The 17400-nt window shown below is 73.3% G+C and carries 16 protein-coding genes; 4 read left to right on the forward strand and 12 right to left on the reverse strand.

Features of this window, described 5'->3' with window-relative positions; all coding sequences use genetic code 11:
• Positions 1-16: 16 nt before the first annotated feature.
• The 3 genes from AB0G50_RS16810 (at position 17) to AB0G50_RS16820 (ending at position 2963) form a co-directional block, all read left to right on the forward strand.
• A complete protein-coding gene (locus tag AB0G50_RS16810; RefSeq protein WP_360108632.1) occupies positions 17-1231 on the forward strand; it encodes an SAM-dependent methyltransferase in 1215 nt (404 codons plus the stop codon).
• Between the two features lie 57 nt (positions 1232-1288).
• Entirely contained in the window at positions 1289-1786 is a 498-nt protein-coding gene (locus tag AB0G50_RS16815; RefSeq protein WP_360108635.1) for a DUF1203 domain-containing protein, read from the forward strand.
• 121 nt (positions 1787-1907) lie between these two features.
• On the forward strand, positions 1908-2963 hold the full coding sequence (locus tag AB0G50_RS16820; protein ID WP_360108901.1) for an NADH-quinone oxidoreductase subunit D: 1056 nt from the start codon (positions 1908-1910) through the stop codon (positions 2961-2963).
• Positions 2964-3150: 187 nt separating this feature from the next.
• Here AB0G50_RS16820 and AB0G50_RS16825 read toward each other — a convergent pair whose 3' ends face one another.
• From AB0G50_RS16825 to ftsH, 8 genes are all read right to left on the reverse strand, one after another.
• A complete protein-coding gene (locus tag AB0G50_RS16825) occupies positions 3151-4860 on the reverse strand; it encodes a DUF6779 domain-containing protein (protein ID WP_360108638.1) in 1710 nt (569 codons plus the stop codon).
• Between the two features lie 50 nt (positions 4861-4910).
• Positions 4911-5363 carry a DUF3180 domain-containing protein gene (locus AB0G50_RS16830; protein ID WP_360108641.1) on the reverse strand — a complete coding sequence of 151 codons (453 nt, stop codon included), beginning with the start codon at positions 5361-5363 and terminating at the stop codon, positions 4911-4913.
• 17 nt (positions 5364-5380) lie between these two features.
• Positions 5381-6037, reverse strand: coding sequence for a maleylpyruvate isomerase family mycothiol-dependent enzyme (locus tag AB0G50_RS16835; protein ID WP_360108644.1), 657 nt, complete (start codon positions 6035-6037; stop codon positions 5381-5383).
• Positions 6038-6056: 19 nt separating this feature from the next.
• Entirely contained in the window at positions 6057-6542 is a 486-nt protein-coding gene (gene folK, locus AB0G50_RS16840) for a 2-amino-4-hydroxy-6-hydroxymethyldihydropteridine diphosphokinase (protein WP_360108647.1), read from the reverse strand.
• Positions 6539-6901, reverse strand: a complete 363-nt coding sequence (gene folB, locus AB0G50_RS16845) for a dihydroneopterin aldolase (RefSeq protein ID WP_360108650.1) — start codon at positions 6899-6901, stop codon at positions 6539-6541. Before folB ends, folK begins: the two co-directional genes overlap by 4 nt.
• Positions 6894-7679, reverse strand: a complete 786-nt coding sequence (gene folP, locus AB0G50_RS16850; protein WP_360108904.1) for a dihydropteroate synthase — start codon at positions 7677-7679, stop codon at positions 6894-6896. Before folP ends, folB begins: the two co-directional genes overlap by 8 nt.
• A 29-nt stretch (positions 7680-7708) precedes the next feature.
• Positions 7709-8290 carry a GTP cyclohydrolase I FolE gene (gene folE, locus AB0G50_RS16855; protein WP_360108907.1) on the reverse strand — a complete coding sequence of 194 codons (582 nt, stop codon included), beginning with the start codon at positions 8288-8290 and terminating at the stop codon, positions 7709-7711.
• Between the two features lie 62 nt (positions 8291-8352).
• Positions 8353-10557, reverse strand: coding sequence for an ATP-dependent zinc metalloprotease FtsH (gene ftsH, locus AB0G50_RS16860; RefSeq protein ID WP_360108653.1), 2205 nt, complete (start codon positions 10555-10557; stop codon positions 8353-8355).
• Positions 10558-10981: 424 nt separating this feature from the next.
• Here ftsH and AB0G50_RS16865 point away from each other — a divergent pair, with 424 nt between their 5' ends.
• Positions 10982-12682, forward strand: coding sequence for a substrate-binding and VWA domain-containing protein (locus tag AB0G50_RS16865; protein WP_360108656.1), 1701 nt, complete (start codon positions 10982-10984; stop codon positions 12680-12682).
• 43 nt (positions 12683-12725) lie between these two features.
• Here AB0G50_RS16865 and hpt read toward each other — a convergent pair whose 3' ends face one another.
• From hpt to dacB, 4 genes are read right to left on the reverse strand one after another with little or no spacing between them, the layout of a single operon-like run.
• On the reverse strand, positions 12726-13277 hold the full coding sequence (hpt, locus tag AB0G50_RS16870; RefSeq protein ID WP_360108909.1) for a hypoxanthine phosphoribosyltransferase: 552 nt from the start codon (positions 13275-13277) through the stop codon (positions 12726-12728).
• 17 nt (positions 13278-13294) lie between these two features.
• Positions 13295-14209 carry a tRNA lysidine(34) synthetase TilS gene (gene tilS / locus AB0G50_RS16875; RefSeq protein ID WP_360108659.1) on the reverse strand — a complete coding sequence of 305 codons (915 nt, stop codon included), beginning with the start codon at positions 14207-14209 and terminating at the stop codon, positions 13295-13297.
• The gene (locus AB0G50_RS16880) at positions 14206-15219 is read right to left on the reverse strand and encodes a zinc-dependent metalloprotease (RefSeq protein ID WP_360108661.1); all 1014 of its coding nucleotides are present in this window, start codon (positions 15217-15219) and stop codon (positions 14206-14208) included. The genes tilS and AB0G50_RS16880 overlap by 4 nt, the downstream gene beginning before the upstream one ends.
• A gap of 38 nt (positions 15220-15257) precedes the next feature.
• Positions 15258-16955, reverse strand: a complete 1698-nt coding sequence (gene dacB / locus AB0G50_RS16885) for a D-alanyl-D-alanine carboxypeptidase/D-alanyl-D-alanine-endopeptidase (RefSeq protein ID WP_360108664.1) — start codon at positions 16953-16955, stop codon at positions 15258-15260.
• Between the last annotated feature and the right edge of the window lie 445 nt (positions 16956-17400).

Here is a 17400-nt window from a genome sequence, read left to right on the forward strand (position 1 = left end):
AAGGGACACTTCACGCATGCGGGACTCGGAAGCGGCCTGGCACGAGGCCCTGTACGGCCGGTCGGGGTTCTTCACCGGCGGCGCGCTGCCCGCAGACCACTTCCGCACCGCGCCGCACGTGGGCCCTGAGCTGGCCGAAGCGCTGCTGGAGCTGCTGTCCAGGGTGGACTCGGCGCTCGGTTGCCCCGCACGGGTGGATTTCGTCGACGTAGGGGCGGGCGGCGGCGAGTTGTCCGCCGCGGTGCGGTCCCTGGCGACGGGCTCGCTGGCCGACCGGCTCGTGGTGACCGCCGTCGACCTGGCTCCGCCCCGCCCGCTGCCGGGCGTCCGGTGGCGCACGACCCTGCCTCCGTCGGTGACGGGCCTGCTCGTGGGCCACGAGTGGCTCGACGCCGTGCCGTGCCCGGTCGTGGAGTGGCCGTGCGCCGACCCGTGGCTGACCCGCTGGTGGCCGTTGCGCCCGGGGTGGCGGGCGGAGGTGGGCGCGCCGCGCGACCGGGCGTGGGCCCGCGCGGTGGGCCGGGTGACGCGCGGGGCGGCGTTGGCGGTGGACTACGGGCACGTGCTGGCGGACCGGGCCGCCGGGCGTTATCGGGAGGGGACGTTCGCGGCGTACCGGGGCGGGCGCCGGGTGGAGCCGGTGTTCGACGGCAGCTGCGACCTGACGGCGCACGTGGCGCTGGACGCGTGCGCCGCGGCGGCGGGCGGGGATCGGGTGCTGGTGGCACAGCGCGACGCCCTGAAAGCCCTGGGCCTGACCGAATCCGGCCCTGGCGGCGGGGCGAACGCGGGGTGGGCGGCGAGCACGACGTCGGTAGCGGCGTCGGTGGCGGCGTCGGCGTCGATGGCGGCCTCGATGGCGGTGTCGCGGAGCCTGCGCCCGAGGCCGGTCGGAGGCCCGAACTCCGAACCGGGCACGGGTGCGCCGGCGCCGGGCGTCAGCGACTCCAGGCCGGGCACAGGTGCTCCAGAACCGGACCACCCGACGCCGGGCGTCAGCGGCTCCGGGTCGGGCGCGGGTGCTCCGTGGTCGAGGTCGGGTGCGCTGTCGGCCGGGACGGGTTCCGGGGCGGCGGCGTGGTTGGCGGCGGCGGAGCGGGCTTCGCGGGTGGCGGAGTTGCGCGCGGTGGGTGGGTTGGGCTCGTTCGGGTGGTTGTTGCACGGGGTGGGGATTCCGGTGTCGGCGTTGTTGCCTCCGTTGGCGCCGTGGACCGGGTCGTCGGTGAGTTGATTTCGCTTTTCCGGTGGCTTGTTCCGGCGTTCGCGGTCGGCAAGCCCGGAAAAGGCGATGGCGGAAGACCGCCGGCCGATGCCCTTCCGGGCGGCGAGGCTGGAACCCATGAAGATCCACGCACTGCCGTCCGACGTCCTGACCGCGGCACGCGACCGCGCCGGCACCGACGAGTTCACCGAACTGCGCCCCTCCGAGCCCGGCGCACCCCTGCGCTGCTGCCTGCGCAAGGCCGTCGCCGACGAACCCGTCGTCCTCTTCCGCTACGCCCCCACCGCCGGCCGGGGCCCGTACGCGGAGTCCGGACCGGTGTTCGCGCATTTCGAACCGTGCGCCGGCCCGGACCACACCGACCGGTTTCCCGAGGCGTTCGCCAAGGCACCGCGACTCCTTCGCGCGTACAACACGCTGGGCCGCATCGAGACGGGCACCCTGGCGGCGCCGGAAGCGGTGAACGATACCCTCGTTGAGTTGTTCAACAATCCTACGATCACCGAGGTGCAGATCCGCAGCGCGTCCCACGGCTGCTACCTGTTCTCGATCACGCCGGAGTGAATCGCCCTACAAAGGGATTGCCACACAAGAGGATTGTTCAACAATCCGATCGTTGAACAATTCAATGATTGACACGGGCGGCGGGCGACGACGGGGCGCGGCCTAGCATGGCGCCGTGGAGATGACGGTGGGAGTCGGGGCGGGGGCCCGGTTTCTCGGGGTGGACCGGGTTGTCGACCTCGGGCCGCTGCACCCGTCGGCGCACGGCGCCTACCGGTTGCGGCTGCGGGTGTCCGAGGACCTGGCGATCACCGGGGCCGAGCCGCTGGTGGGGCACCTGCACCGCGGGGCCGAGAAGCTGTTCGAGGTGCGGGACTACCGGCAGGTGCTGACGCTCGCCAACCGGCACGACTGGCTCGCCGCGTTCTGCAACGAACTCGCCGTCGCCCTCGCCGTCGAACTCATGACCGGCATGGACGTACCCGCCCGCGCCCAGGTCCTGCGCGCGATCCTGTGCGAGCTGAACCGGGTCCTCGCGCACGTCGTGTTCCTGCACCCGATCACCGGCGCCACCGGCCGCGAGGCCGTGCAGTCGGTGATGGAGGAGGCCTCCGGCGGCCGCATCCACTTCATGTTCAACCGCGTCGGAGGCCTCCGCGAGGACGTGCCCGCCGGCTGGACCGGCCGGGTGCTCGCCGCACTGTCCACAGTGGACGCAGGGGAACCGTTCCACACCAAGGAGATCGGCGTCCTCACCAGGGACGCCGCCCTCGCCCACGGCGTCACCGGCCCCATCGGCCGAGCGTCCGGAGTGGACTTCGACCTCCGCCGCGACGACCCGCTGCCCGCCTACCGCGACCTCGACTTCACCCCGGTCGTCCGCACCGAGGGCGACGCCCGGGCCCGCGTCGCCACCATGGTGGACGAGGTCGCGCAGTCCGTCCGCCTGGTGCACGCCCTGGTCGCGACCCTGCCGTCGGGCCCGGTGAACGTCCGCCTCCCGAAGGCGATCAAGGCACCGGAGGGCTCGGTCTACACCAGGGTCGAGGCACCGCTGGGCACCTCGGGCGTCCACCTGGCCTCGCGCGGCGAGAAAACCCCGTGGCGGCTGAAGCTGCGCACGCCGTCGTTCAACAACGTGCAGGCGCTCTCCGCCCTGCTGCCCGGCACGACGGTGGACGACCTCCCGGACGTCCTGGGCTCGTTCGCGGTCGTGGTCGGCGACATCGACAAGTAGCCCCGAGCCCGCACGACGACCGCCCGTTTCCCGGCCCCGCAAGCAACTCACGCGCCGACCGCACACGCCCTCGTCCTCAGCACCGAGGTGGTCGGCTGTCGCCGAAAGCAGCCGGCAACCAGCACACCGACCACCCTCCCGACCGGACCAGCCGACCCTCACGCCGGCACGCCCGGACCCGCCGCGCTCAGTCCTCGCGCCGACGCCGCCGACGTGGCGAGTCGCCACCGCCGAACGCGGCGAGCAACTCGCTCACCGACTTGCCGTCCGCGTGCGCGCCCGCCGGTTCCACGGGCTCGGGCGCACCCCGGCGACCCGTCTCCTCGGCACGACGCCGACCACCGGGGTCGACCGGCGCGCGGTAGCCGCTCTGCTCGGACGGGCGGCGGGAGATCTCGGCGGGCGACCGGAAACCGCTGTCCTCGGACGCGGTGCGCTTGGGCTTCTTGCGGTAGCCGCTCTGCTCCGACGCCGTCGGCTCGGCGGTCGGACGGCGGGAGATCTCCACCGGCGACCGGAAACCGCTGTCCTCGGACGCGGTGCGACGCGCGGGCGGCGGCGGCGAAGACGGCGGTTCCTCCGCGAACGCCTCGACCGCGGGCTGCGTCGGGTTCACGACGCCTCGACCCACCCCGACCCGGGGCTTCTCGCCGGGACGCACGGCCTTGCGGTAGCCGCTCTCCTCCGACGCCGACGGCCGACGGGCGGTGAAGCCGCTCTCCTCGGCCGCCGGCGCACGGCGCGCCGTGTACCCGCTCTCCTCGGCCGAGGGCGAACGCCGTGCCACGTAACCACTTTCCTCGGCCGCGACCCGGCGCTGGTCCGGCCCGGGACGGCCGGGTTGCCTCGTCATCCGGCGCGCGGCCTCGGCCGCCTCCGCCGCGCGACGACCGGTGTCCGCCGACACCGGCCGGTACCCGGGGTCGGCGACGGGCTCGGCCAACGCCTCCCGGCTGATCATCTCGGTCCGCTCGGCCGCCCGACCCCGCTTGGCGGAGACGGAGGCGGCGGAGGCCGAAGCGGCGACCGGCGCCGGAGCGGCGGGTGCCGCGGGACGGGCGGGCTCGGCACGGCGGGGCACCTCGGGCGCCAACCGCGCCGCCACGTCCGGCCGGCTCACCCGCTCGGTCGGATCCGGCTTGGCCACGGCGGGCGCGGGCGGGGCGGCGGGACGCGCGACCGGCGCGGACGCACGACCCGCGGCGCGCACCGGCTCCCGACGCACGGGCGCGGCCTGCCGCGTCGGCTCCGGCCGCGTGGGTTCGGGACGCCGAACCGCGTCCTTGCGCCCGGCGTCGTGCGGAACCCGCTCGATCATCTCGGTGCGGTCCGGCTTCTCCACGGGAGCGGCGGACACCGCGGCGCCGGCCGTGATCACCCGCTGGTCGCCCAACCCCACCAGCCGCGACGACTGGTCGGACAGCGACCGCATCCGGGTCGCCTCGGCCCGCAGCGCGACCCGCTCGACCAGGACCTCGCCGCCCAGCAACGCTTCCAGGTTCTCCTTCAACGCGCGCAGCTCACCGCGCAGCGCGTCCAGGTCGTCCTTGGCCTCCTCGCGCACCTTCTTGCGCGTCTCGGCCTCGACCTCCAACTCGTACTCGCGCCTGGCCGCGACCTCGCGCTCCAGTTCGAGCTCGTAGACGGACTGGAGGTCGGCGACCTCGTCCTGCCGGTCGGTCGCCTGCCGGCGGTACCGCGCGGCCAGGAACGCGCCCACCAGGGCGGCCCACAGCGCCGACACCACGGCCAACCGCAGCCAGCGGGCGTTGTCGCTGAGCACCAGCACGGCGGCGGCCACGAGCGCGAGCCCCAGTGCCGCGACGAGCAGCAGACGCCCTGAGCCGCGGCCGCGGTCTTGCTGCTCGCCGTCTTCCGACGCGCCTCGCCCGGTCATGGGCACTACGGTACCGGGCGGTTACCCGATTGAGACCTCCGAGGCCGCATTCACTCCTCTGATCGGGAATCTTCCGGCGTCCGGCAGCAGTGCTCCAGCCACAACCCGGCCCCGATCAGCGCCGCCGCGCACACCAGACCCACGACCGAACTCGTCAAGTCGTTGTCGGCGGCCTCGAAGTCACCCCGCACGGGCAGCACGTAGACGAGCACGCCCGCCCACGCGCCGGCCATGATCGACCCCAGCACGGACGACGCCTTCGCCAGCGCCACGGCCCGCGCGGCGGTCAGCGGCTGCACGGGCGCGCTGCCCGGCTTCCGGTTGATCCGCGCGCGCAGCGAGAACGCCAGCACCAGATCCACCGCCGCGATCACGAGCAGGGTGAACCCGGCGAACGTCGGCAGCGGCGGCAGCGTGTCGTAGGCCAGTCGGAGCAACAGGTGCGCCAACAGGGCGGCGACCAGGCCGACAGCCAGCAGATCACGCGACTTGGTGAACCTCACGAGCCCATCGTCCCCGATCACTCGTCCAACGGGGTGTCGCGCGTGCCGAACAGGTGCAGCACGGGCAGCCAGACGCCCGGGTCCGCCGACCAGTCCAGCGCCCGCGTCTGCTCATCCGACCGCCGCCCGGTGATCACCCGGAGCAGCTCGAACGACGACACCCGCAGCGTCGTGGTCGGCTCGCCCTCGCCCAGGATCCGCTCGCCGTGCTCCAGCACGACCCGCAGCGGCGGCAGACCACCGGCCCGCAGCCGCCGGTCCAACTCCTGCAACGGCCGGGTCAGCGCGGCACGCACGGCCACGTCGTCCCGGTCGCCCGGCCGGCCGAGCGCGGCGCGGATGTCGTGCTCGTGCGACACGACCTCGGCGACCAGCACCGGACCCATCGGGGAGTCGAAAACCCCTTCGGAGGACTGGAAGTTCCGCTCCCACTCCACGAACAGGTCGCGCAGCGCGACGTCCCGCCGGTCGGCCACCTGCCGCTCGCCCCAGGACCCGTCCCGCACGCCCTCGAACCGCCCGGCGGTGAAATCGCCCAACCCGGCCGCCAGGTGCGCCACCACGTCCTTCACGGTCCACCCGGGGCACGCCGCGACCGGCGCGTCCTGGTCGCCGTCCTCGGCCAACCCGGTGATCCGCCGGCGCGCGGCGTCGTACGTGATCGCGTTGCTCATCGCCCACTCCTCGGGCGCGTCACCGCAGCGACAGCGCCGGTTTCCGCTCCACCCCGGTCAGGTCCAGCCCGGCCACCAGGTCCGCCACCCGCCCGTGCCCGGGCAGCACGGCGTCCGGCTCCACGTCGAGCCACGGCACCAGCACCGTGGCCCGCTCGAACGCGCCGGGGTGCGGCAGCAGCAGCCGCGGGTCGGTCGACCGCACGTCGTCCACCGCCACCACGTCCACGTCCAGCGTGCGCGGACCCCAGTGCCGGTCGCGGACCCGACCCGACGCGTCCTCCAGCGCCTGGCCGCGGCGCAGCCAACCCCACTCGTCCACGTCCGGCGCGGACACCACCAGCACGGCGTTGAGGAAGTCGGCCTGGTCCGTCACGCCCCAGGGCGCGGTCTCGTACACCGGCGACACGGCCACCAGCACGTCCGCGAACCCCTCGACGGCCTGCCTCAGGTACCCGAGCCGGTCGCCCAGGTTCGACCCGACGGACAGCACCGCCCGGCTCACCCGCGCTCCCGCCGCAGCGTCACCGACACGTCGGCGAACGTCAGCGGGATCGGCGCGGACGGCTTGTGGATGGTCACCTCGACCGCCCGCACCCGCAGGTCGATCATCACCTCGTCGGCCACCTTCGCCGCCACGGTCTCGATCAGGTCGTACGGCTCGCCCGACACGATCGCCGCGGCCCGCTCGGCCAACTCCCCGTAGTGCAGCGTGTCCCGCAGGTCGTCGGTCGCCGCGGCGCGCGAGAGGTCGAGCCACGCGGTGATGTCGACCAGGAAGTCCTGCCCGTCGCGCTTCTCGTGCTCGAACACGCCGTGGTGCCCGCGCACCCGCAACCCGCGCAACGCGATCCGATCAGCCACGACCCGCCCTCCACGCACCGGCAACGGCAACCGCGTCCAGGGTCCGCTCCACGTCGTGCACCCGCACGCCCCACGCGCCGAGGTACGCCGCCAGGGTGGACACGGCGGCCGTGGCGTCCTCGCGGCCGTCCGGCGCGCGCCCGCCCAGCAGCGAGCCCAGGAACCGCTTGCGGGACGCGCCGACCAGCACCGGGAAGCCCAGCGCCAGCACCTCGTCCAGCCGGTGCAGCAGCTGCCAGTTGTGGTCGGCGTCCTTGGCGAACCCGAGACCCGGGTCCAGCACGACGTTCTCCGCCGCCACCCCGGCCGCCAGCGCGACCTCGACCCGGTCGGACAGCTCGGCGCACACGTCCTTCACCACGTCGTCGTACACCGCGAGCTTGTCCATCCCCCGGCTGTGCCCGCGCCAGTGCATCAGCACGTACGGCACGCCGGCGGCGGCGACCACGGACGCCATCTCCGGGTCGGCCAACCCGCCGGACACGTCGTTCACGATCGACGCGCCGGCCTTGAGCGCCGCGTCGGCCACCTCGGCGCGCATGGTGTCCACGCTGACCACCACACCCTGGGCGACCAGCGCGGAGATCACCGGCGCGACGCGGGCGGCCTCCACCGACGGCGACACCCGCTCGGCGCCGGGTCGGGTGGACTCGCCGCCGACGTCGATCACGTCCGCGCCCAGTCGCGCCATCGCCACGCCGTGCGCCACCGCGTCGAACACGTCGAGGTAGCGACCGCCGTCGGAGAACGAGTCGGGGGTGACGTTGAGGACGCCCACGACCACGCAGTGACCCGGCCTCGGCAGGCTCACCGCAAGCGCCCCCTGATCAGCTCGATGGCCTCGGCACGGGACGAGGCCGAGCTGCGCAACAACCCCCGAACCGCGGACGTCGTGGTGCGCGAACCGGGTTTGCGCACGCCGCGCATGCCCATGCAGAGGTGCTCGGCCTCGACCACGACGATCACGCCGCGCGGTTCGAGCCTGCGCACCAGCGCGTCGGCGATCTGCGAGGTGAGCCGCTCCTGCACCTGGGGCCGCTTGGCGTAGAGGTCGACCAACCGGGCCAGCTTGGACAACCCGGTCACCCGACCCTGCGAGTTCGGGATGTACCCGACGTGCGCGACGCCGTGGAACGGCAGCAGGTGGTGCTCGCAGAACGAGAACATCGGGATGTCGGTGACCAGCACCAACTCCTCGTGGCTCTCGTCGAAGGTTTTCGCGAGCACGTCGTCCGGGTCGGTGTAGAGCCCGGCGAACAGCTCGCGGTAGGCGCGGGCGACCCGCGCCGGGGTGTCCTTGAGGCCCTCGCGCTCGGGGTCCTCGCCGCACGCGATGAGCAGTTCGCGCACGGCCGCCTCGGCCCGCTTCTGGTCGAACGTCCTGCGCAGGCCGCCGGCCTCCCCGTTCGCGGAGAGGCCGGCGTGGGCTGTGTCGCTGGGAGCTGTGTCGGTCACTTGTCCGGATCCGTGTCGAAGTTGCGCTTGTCCGGCTCCACCGGCTCCGGCTGCCACCCGGTCGGCTGACCGCCGCCGGGCACCGTCGCCGGCTGCCACCCGGGAGGAGCGCCGTAGTTCGGCGGACCCGAGGTCGGGTGCTGGGGTTGGGGCTGGTAGCCGTTGCCGCCGTTCGGCGGGACCGCGGTGGGCGGCACGACCGGCGGGGTGGCGGACGGGTCCGGCACCGAGGGAGCCTCGTTGACCTGGTCCTCCACGGTGGGAGGCCACGGCTCGCCGCGCTCCTTGGCCAGTTCGCCCGGCGTCTTGACCGGCGGCTTGGTCGACGGCGTGCGGTTGCCGAAGTCGTTGAACTTCGTGATCCGCGGCCGCTTCTCCACCCGCGCGAAGATCCGCTCCAGGTCCTTCTGGTGGAGCGTCTCCTTGTCGATCAGCTCCAGCGTCAGGTCGTCCAGGACGTCGCGGTAGGTGTTGAGCACCTCGTACGCCTCGGTGTGCGCGGCCTCGATGAGCTCGCGCACCTCCTCGTCGATCTCGTGCGCGACTTCCAGCGAGTAGTCGGCCTGCCGGCCCGCGGTGCGGCCGAGGAACGGCTCGCCCTGCTCCTGGCCGTACTTGACCGCGCCGAGCCGGGCGGACATGCCGTACTCGGTGACCATCGCGCGGGCGATCTTGGTCGCCTGCTCGATGTCGTTGGACGCGCCCGTGGTCGGCTCGTGGAAGACCAGCTCCTCGGCGGAGCGGCCGCCCAGCGCGAACACCAGCCGGGCGATCATCTCGGACCTGGTCATCAGGTCCTTGTCCTCTTCGGGCACGGACAGCGTGTGACCGCCGGTGCGGCCGCGGGCCAGGATCGTCACCTTGTACACCGGGTCGATGTCCGGCATCGCCCACGCGGCCAGGGCGTGCCCGGCCTCGTGGTAGGCGGTGATCTTCTTCTCCTTCTCGGAGATGATCCGGCTCTTGCGCGCCGGGCCGCCGATGACGCGGTCGACCGACTCCTCCAGCGCGGCGCCGCCGATGACGGTGCCGTTCTGGCGCGCGGTGAGCAGCGCGGCCTCGTTGATCACGTTGGCCAGGTCGGCGCCGGAGAACCCGACGGTGCGCTTGGCCAGGCCGTCCAGGTCCGCGTCGGGCGCCAACGGCTTGCCCTTGGCGTGCACCCGGAGGATCTGCTTGCGCCCCTTGAGGTCGGGCGCGGACACCGGGATCTGCCGGTCGAAGCGGCCGGGGCGCAGCAGCGCGGGGTCGAGGATGTCCGGCCGGTTCGTCGCCGCGATCAGGATGATCCCGCCGCGCGAGTCGAAGCCGTCCATTTCCACGAGCAGCTGGTTGAGCGTCTGCTCGCGCTCGTCGTGCCCACCGCCGAGGCCCGCGCCGCGGTGGCGACCCACCGCGTCGATCTCGTCCACGAAGATGATGCACGGCGCGTTCTGCTTGGCCTGCTCGAACAGGTCGCGCACCCGGGAGGCGCCGACGCCGACGAACATCTCCACGAAGTCCGAACCGGAGATCGAGTAGAACGGCACGCCCGCCTCGCCGGCGACGGCGCGCGCGAGCAGCGTCTTGCCCGTTCCGGGCGGCCCGTAGAGGAGCACGCCCTTCGGGATCTTCGCGCCCAGCGCCTGGTAGCGGCCGGGGTTCTGGAGGAAGTCCTTGATCTCCTGGAGCTCCTCGACGGCCTCCTCGGCGCCCGCGACGTCCGCGAAGGTCGTCTTGGGCATGTCCTTGGACAACTGCTTGGCCTTGGACTTGCCGAAGTTCAGGACGCGGTTCCCGCCGCCCTGGGCGTTGTTCATCATCCACATCAGCAGCAGCAACAGCAGGCCGAGCGGGACCAGGTACAGCAGCATCTGCATCAGGAACGAGTCCTGGCTGACCTTGGTCTCGACGGTCGGCTTGTTGCCGGCCTGGTCGAGGATGGTGAAGACCTCGTCGGTGGAGCTCGCCGGGAACTGCGTGATCAACCGGTTGTGGCCTTCGAAGGTCACCCCGTCGTTGAGGGTCAGCTTGAGGCGCTGCTCCTTGTCCTCGATCGTGGCTTCCTTGACTTTGCCGTCCCGGACTTGCTGGAGTGCCTGGGACGTCTTGACCGGTGAGTAACCCCGGGCGTCGTCGAAGAGCACGGTGAAGGCGTAGTAGAGCAGCAACACCGCCACGATCCACAGCAGCGGGTTGCGAAGCAGGCGCTTGCGGTCCATGCACTTACGGCCGGCGGGCGGCCTCGACCCTCCCTGACTTGATGACGGGCGCAGACGGGCACACCCGTCCGGCCAGCCTACCGCCCGGGGCCACCACTGGGCGCCCCACGTCGACGGCCGACCGGCTGTCGCTCTCGAGAGACCAACGGGTGAACCTCGTCCGATGTTCCCGTGACGCCCGGGTGGGCGCGCGACCGGTGGTCCGGGTTCCGCTGTGGGCGTACACAGAGGTGGCGGAAAGGCGGTCGCGGGGGCGTAACCCGACGGCGCGTGTCGCGTTACTCGCAGGTGGCGACGACATGAGGGATGTTCACGTGACGCACGCCACACGGGTCCGGACCGACCGGAGTGACATGTCATCCTCGGCAGTCACTGAGTGTTCTCACCCACCCGAATGGTTGAACACCGATCGAAGGTATGACCGATGTCTGCTCGCCACCACGCCCCAGGCCGGCTCCGGCGCGTCGCGCTCCCGATCGGAGCCCTGGTCGGCGTCGTCGCGGCGGCCGGCGTCACCGTCGTCGCCCTGCGCTCGACCAGTGGCCCCGACTGCGCGGGCACGCTGCCGCTGAAGGTGGCCGTGGCACCGGCGGTCGAGGACGTGGTCAAGGGCGTCGCGGAGGACTACGAGGCGACCCAGCCGATCGTCGCCGGCCGCTGCGTGCAGGTGCAGGTCGAGGCGCGGAGCGCGGCGGACGTGGCCAAGGAGCTGCCGACCGCGCAGATCAACCCGCCGTCGCTGTGGGTGCCCGACTCCTCCATGTGGGCGGCCGAGTCCTCGCGCCAGGCGGGTGAACAGGGCGCGGACGCGCCGCGGCTGGACATCGGCGACTCGCTCGCGTCGTCACCGCTGGTGATCGCGGGCTCCCAGCAGGCACTCGGCGGGCTGGGCTGGCCGGTCACGCCGGTGCCGTGGGCGAAGGTGGTCGACCCGGCGGTGACCGTGTCGCTGACCGACCCGACCACGTCGACCGAGGGCCTGGCGACGCTCGCGGTGGTGCGGGCGCAGCTGGGCAACCCGGACGGCACGCCGAAACCCGAGCTGATCGCCACGCTGCTGCGGATCGGCCGGGACGCGTTGCCGTCCGTGCGCGACGCGTTCGGCAAGGTGACCCAGGGTCAGCAGGACGCACCCGTGTTCACCGCGTCGGAACAGGCCGTGCTGGCCGCGAACCGGCAGGCGGGCAGTCGGCGGGTGGTGGCGTCCTACCCGAAGGAGGGCACGGTCACCTTCGACTACCCCCTGGTGAGGGTCAGCCGGACAGGTGAACAAGCGGGCACCGCGCAGGCCGCCGAGGGCTTCGGCGCCGCGCTGCGGACCGACGGCGCCCACCAGCGCTTCGCCGACGCCGGGTTCCGCACCGCGCAGGGCCGCGCGCCGCAGGGGTGGTCGGTCGAGAAGGACGGCGTGCGCGCCGACGACGTCGCGACCATGAAGACGCCGTCACCCGACCAGGTGTCGGAACTGCTGCGCACGTGGGGCGCGATCTCGCTGGACACCCGGATCCTCACCGTGCTGGACGTGTCCGGCTCGATGGCCGAGAAGATGGGCACCGGGAGCGAAACCCGGATCGAGGCGGCGCGCAACGCGGCGTTGACCGCGCTCGCGATGCTGCCCGACACCTCCGAGATCGGGCTGTGGGCGTTCTCCACGGACAAGAACCCGCCGGACGACTGGGTCGAGCTGATCCCGACGGGCCCGCTGGGCGAGCCGATCGCGGGCGCGGCGCGGCGGGTGCAGCTTCAGAAGGGCGCGGCGACCCTGCCGTCCCTGGTCGGCGGCGGCACGGCGTTGAACGACACGGTGCTGGCCGCGTTCCGGCAGGCGCAGCGGACGTACAACCCGGACAAGATCAACTCGGTGACGCTGCTGACCGACGGCCGCAACGACGACGCGCGGTCGATCGACCTGACGAACCTGGTGGCCACCCTGAAGAAGGAGGCCGACCCGACCCGCCCGGTCCCGATGTTCATGGTGGGCCTCGGCCCGGACGCGGACATGGACGCCCTGAAGGAGATCGCGGCGGCCACCGGCGGCAAGGCCTACCAGGCCATGCAGTCCGACGACATCAAGGGCGTGCTGCTCGACGCGATCTCCCAGCGCCGCTGCCGCCCGAACTGCTGACACCGGCCCCCGGACGGGTGGGTCCGGGAGCCGGGCTTCGGCGTCAGCCCGAGTAGACCTTGGGGTCCAGGGCGCCGATGTAGGGCAGGTCGCGGTAGCGCTCGGCGTAGTCCAGGCCGTAGCCCACGACGAACTCGTTGGGGATCTCGAAGCCCACGTACTTGACCGGGACCTCCACCTTCACCGCGTCCGGCTTGCGCAGCAGCGTGCAGACCTCGAGCGAGCGCGGCCGGCGGGAGGCCAGGTTCTTGAGCAGCCAGGACAGCGTCAGCCCGGAGTCGATGATGTCCTCGACGATCAGCACGTCCCGGTCGGCGATGTCGCGGTCCAGGTCCTTGAGGATGCGCACCACGCCGGACGACGAGGTGGACGAGCCGTAGGAGCTGACCGCCATGAACTCCAGCTGCACGGGCACCGGCAGCGCTCGGGCCAGGTCGGTCATGAACATCACCGCGCCCTTCAGGACGGTGATCAACACGAGGTCGTTGCCGCCGTCGGCCGGGTAGTCGGCCGCGACCTTGTTGGCCAGTTCCGTGACCTTGTCGCCGATCTCCTGCTCGGAGATCAGCACGGAGGCGATGTCGCCGTCGTACACGGACGGTTCCCCTTTTGTCATGACTGCACTGGTTCCACCTTCAGCCTGCCATGCACGCGCCGCGCCACAAAGCCACCGGGCAACCAAACACCGCCCTGACCTCGCCACGAGCCGACGAGCGCGTCCACCCGGCGCAGGTGCGAATCGGACAACTCAGGCACACCTTCGGCCACCAGCCACCGCCGCAGCACCCTGCGCCGCAACGCGACCGGCAACCCCTCGACGTCCGCGACCGCGCACCGGTCGCCGTCGAACGCCTCGGCCAGCGCGTCCAACGCGTCGCAATCCTCGCGCAACTGGGCCGCCGTGCGGGCCAGCGCCGCGCCCACACCGCCCTGCAACACGTCCTCCAGCAGCGGCAACACCTCGTGCCGCAGCCGAACCCTGGTGAACGCGGGGTCGACGTTGTGCGGGTCCTCCCACGGCGTCACCCCGAGTTCGTCACACGCCCCTCGGGTCGCCGATCGGGAGACCTCCAACAGTGGCCTTCCCCACGGTGCGTCGAAAAACCGCATACCCGCCACACTGCGCGGACCGGACCCGCGACCGAGGCCCAGCAACACCGTCTCCGCCTGGTCGTCACGCGTGTGTCCGAGCAGGACGACCCCTTCGGACGGACGCAGAGCGGCATACCTGGCCCGCCGGGCCGCCGCCTCCGGCCCACCCGTTCCGGTGACCTCGATCCGGGTGACTTTCGTCATGAGGCCGAACGACTCGCACGTCCGCGCCGCGCGCGCCGCGACCTCCGCCGAGCCGTCCTGCAACCCGTGGTCCACCACGTGCGCGCACGAACCCGGCACGAGCCGGCCCACGACCGCCGCCAACGCGAGCGAGTCGGCGCCGCCGGACACCGCCACCGTCACCCGACCGGGTGGGTGTTCCGTCAGGAACCGCTTCACCGCACCCCGGACGACCGAGAGCGGACCGTTCACGGCGCGACGCGGCGGAGCCAGGCGTCGGGGTCGGCGATCTCGGCCCTGGTGGGCAGCGCCTCGGGCGCCGACCACACCGCGTTGAACCCGGACATGCCGACCGCGCCCACCACGTGCCCGGTGAACGCGGCGCCCTCGGCGTACTGCCGGACCTTCGCCTCGACGCCCAGCACGGTCCGCAGCACCCGGTCCAGCACGCCACCGCCCTTGCGCCGCACGGTGAACCGCTCGCGGATGGTCGTCACCGACGGCACCACCTCCGGGCCCACGCCGTCCATCACGTGGTCCGCGTGGCCCTCGAGCAGCGTCGACAACGCGATCAACCGGTCCAGGATCGACCGCTGCGCGGGCGACTGGAGCAGGTCCACGATGCCGTCCGCCTCGCGCAGCCGCCGGGGCAGGTCGCGCAGCTTGGGCGCGGTGCTCTCGTCCATCGTGCCGAGCAGGGCCGCCACCAGGCCGGAGAAGTGGTCGGCCAGCCACGGCACGGCGGTGAACTGCAACCGGTGCGTGCACTCGTGCAGGCACACCCACGTGCTGAAGTCGTCGCCCGGCACGTCCAGCGCCCGCTGCGCGCCCACGATGTTCGGCGCGACCAGCAGCAGCCGGCCGCCGTCGGTGAACGGGTCGTACTGGCCGAGCACCCGGGCGCTCAGGAACGCGATCACCACGCCCGCCTGCACGCCGGCCGTGCCCGCCATCACCCCGCCGAACGCGCCCGCCTGCCGCGGCAGCACGCCGTCGGTCAGCGACGCCAACCCCCGCGTCGCCGCGCGCACCCACCCCGGCCGGTCCACGACCTCGCCGGGGAGCAGCGGCAACCCGTGGCCGAGCCCGGTCAGCTCCCGGACGTGCACCTCGGCGTCGACGGCCAGTTCGCGCAACCGCCCGACGGCCGTGTCGGCCTCGGCTCGGGGCACCACCGGTCCCGGTCGGACCAACCTGGTCGCGGTGGCCGCCGCCAGGTCCCAGTCGACCGGGGCGCTGCGGTCCTGCGTGGAGGCGTTCACGGGGCCGACGCTACCGGCGCGGACCGCCTTCGGACAGATCAGCGGCAGCCGCAGCCCCGCAGTGCCGCGGCGAGCGTGTCCAGCGCGCCCCGCACGTCGGTGGCCGACTGGGCGCTCAACGACATGAACGCGAACACCAGCAGCCGCCCGTCGCCGTCGACCACCACGCCCGCCAACGAGTTCACCCCGGTGAGCGTGCCGGTTTTGGCCCGGACCCAGCCGCGGCCGTCGGAATCGGCGTACCGGCCGGCGAGCGTGCCGCTGCCGCCCGCGACCGGCAGCGCGGTCAGCAGCGGGCGCAGCTTCGCGGTCTTCGGGTCGTCCACGTTCGGGCTCGCGGCGGCCGACAGGATCTGCGCGAGCAGCTTCGCGGGCACCTTGTCCGTCGGCGACAACCCGCTGCCGTCCACGATGGCCACCCCGGTCAGGTCGAACCCGTTGGCGGTCAGCACCTTCTCCACCGCCTGCGCGCCGCCCGCGAACGAGACCTCCAGCCCCTGGCTCTTCGCGACCTCGCGCGCCATGGCCTCGGCGAGCACGTTGTCCGAGATCTGCATCAGGTTCTCGACCAGCCGGTCGACGGGCGCGGACTTGACCTCGCCCAGCACCTTCGCGCCCGCCGCGGCCTTGACCTCGCCGCCTGCCGTCGCGCCGAGCCGCTGCGCCACCGCCTTCGCGGTGTCGGCGGCGGGCGTCGCGGTGCGCGGGGTGTCGATCTCCTTCGGGGCGAGCCGCCCGCCGTCCATGATCAACGGCGTGATCGGCGTGACGTAGCCGCCCGCGACGTCGCCCGGGTCCCAGCCGGGCGCGAGCCCGTCACCGGCGTAGCGGGACGTGTCGTAGCCGACCTCGGTGACCGCGCCGGAGGCTTTGACCTGCGCGACCAGGTCGTCCACCGTCGCCGCGCCGGGGTAGACGGTGGTCTGCCCGGCGGGCAGCGACGACAGCGTCGGGTCACCGCCGCCGACGATCACCGCGGTGCCGGGCTTGTCGCCCGCGACGACCTTGGTCGAGAACTGGGCGGTGTGGTCGAGGCTGAGCAGCGCGGCGGCCGAGGTGAGGATCTTGATCGTGGACGCGGGCGTGAAGGGCGTGGTGTCGCCCTGCTGCCACAGCGCCGTGCCGGTGGTCGGGTCGAGCACGATCCCGCTGAGCGGGTTCAGCACCCCGGCCGCGGCCGGGCCCTGGAGCACCGCGGCGACACCGGCGGCGGTCGGCGCGGGCGCGTCGGGGCTCACGCCCTTGAGCGACATCGCGACCGGTGCGGGCGGCGCGGGCGCGGCCGTCGTGGCGGTCGGCGTCAGGTCGAACCAGCCGTAGCGGAAACCCCCGAACGCCGCCGCCCCGCCGAGCGCCAGCACGAGGACCACCACGACCACGAGCACCGTCTTCTTCTTGCGCCGCCGGGGCGCCGGCTCCTCGGGCACCTCGGCCGGCTCGATCCGCGCGGGCGCGGCCTTCGGCGGCAACTCGGCCCGGGTGGGCACCGTGGCGCTCTCCGCCACCCGCCGCTGCCCGGCCGCCTCGCGCGACACGGCGTCCCGCGACACGGCCACCGTCGGCCCGTCACCGACCGGCCCGCGCCGCTCACCGACCGCGGGCTGCGGCCCGGTACCCGGACCACCACGCGACTCGCCGGGCACGGACCGACGCTGCTCCTCCACCGCGGCCTGCGGCCCGGTCGGCGGCCCACCGCGCCACTCACCGGGCTGCCCCGGCCGCCGCTGATCGTCCACAGGCGACTGCACTCCGCCGGGACCACCACCGCGCCACTCACCAGGCCGACGCTCATCCCCGACCACGGGCTGCGGACCGGTGCCAGGACCACCGCGCCAGTCAGCAGGCCGGGCCTCACTCGACCGACGCTCATCCCCGACTACGGGCTGCGGCCCGGTCGCAGGACCACCACGCCAGTCGGCAGGCCGAGCCTCACCAGGCCGACGCTCATCCCCGACCACCGGCTGCGGCCCGGTACCAGGACCACCACGCCACTCACCGGGCCGAGCCTCACCAGGCCGGCGCTCGTCACCGACCACGGGCTGCGGCCCCGTCGCGGGACCACCAGGCCGGCGCTCGTCGCCCACGACGGGCTGCGGACCGGTGCCCGGACCCCCGCGTCGCCCGACCGGCGGCTGCGGACCCGTGGCGGGACCGCCCGGGCGGGGGTTCGCCGGACCGGCG

Origin of the sequence: Actinosynnema sp. NPDC020468 (genome assembly GCF_040642015.1) — a bacterium.
In the GTDB taxonomy this organism is placed as follows: domain Bacteria; phylum Actinomycetota; class Actinomycetes; order Mycobacteriales; family Pseudonocardiaceae; genus Actinosynnema.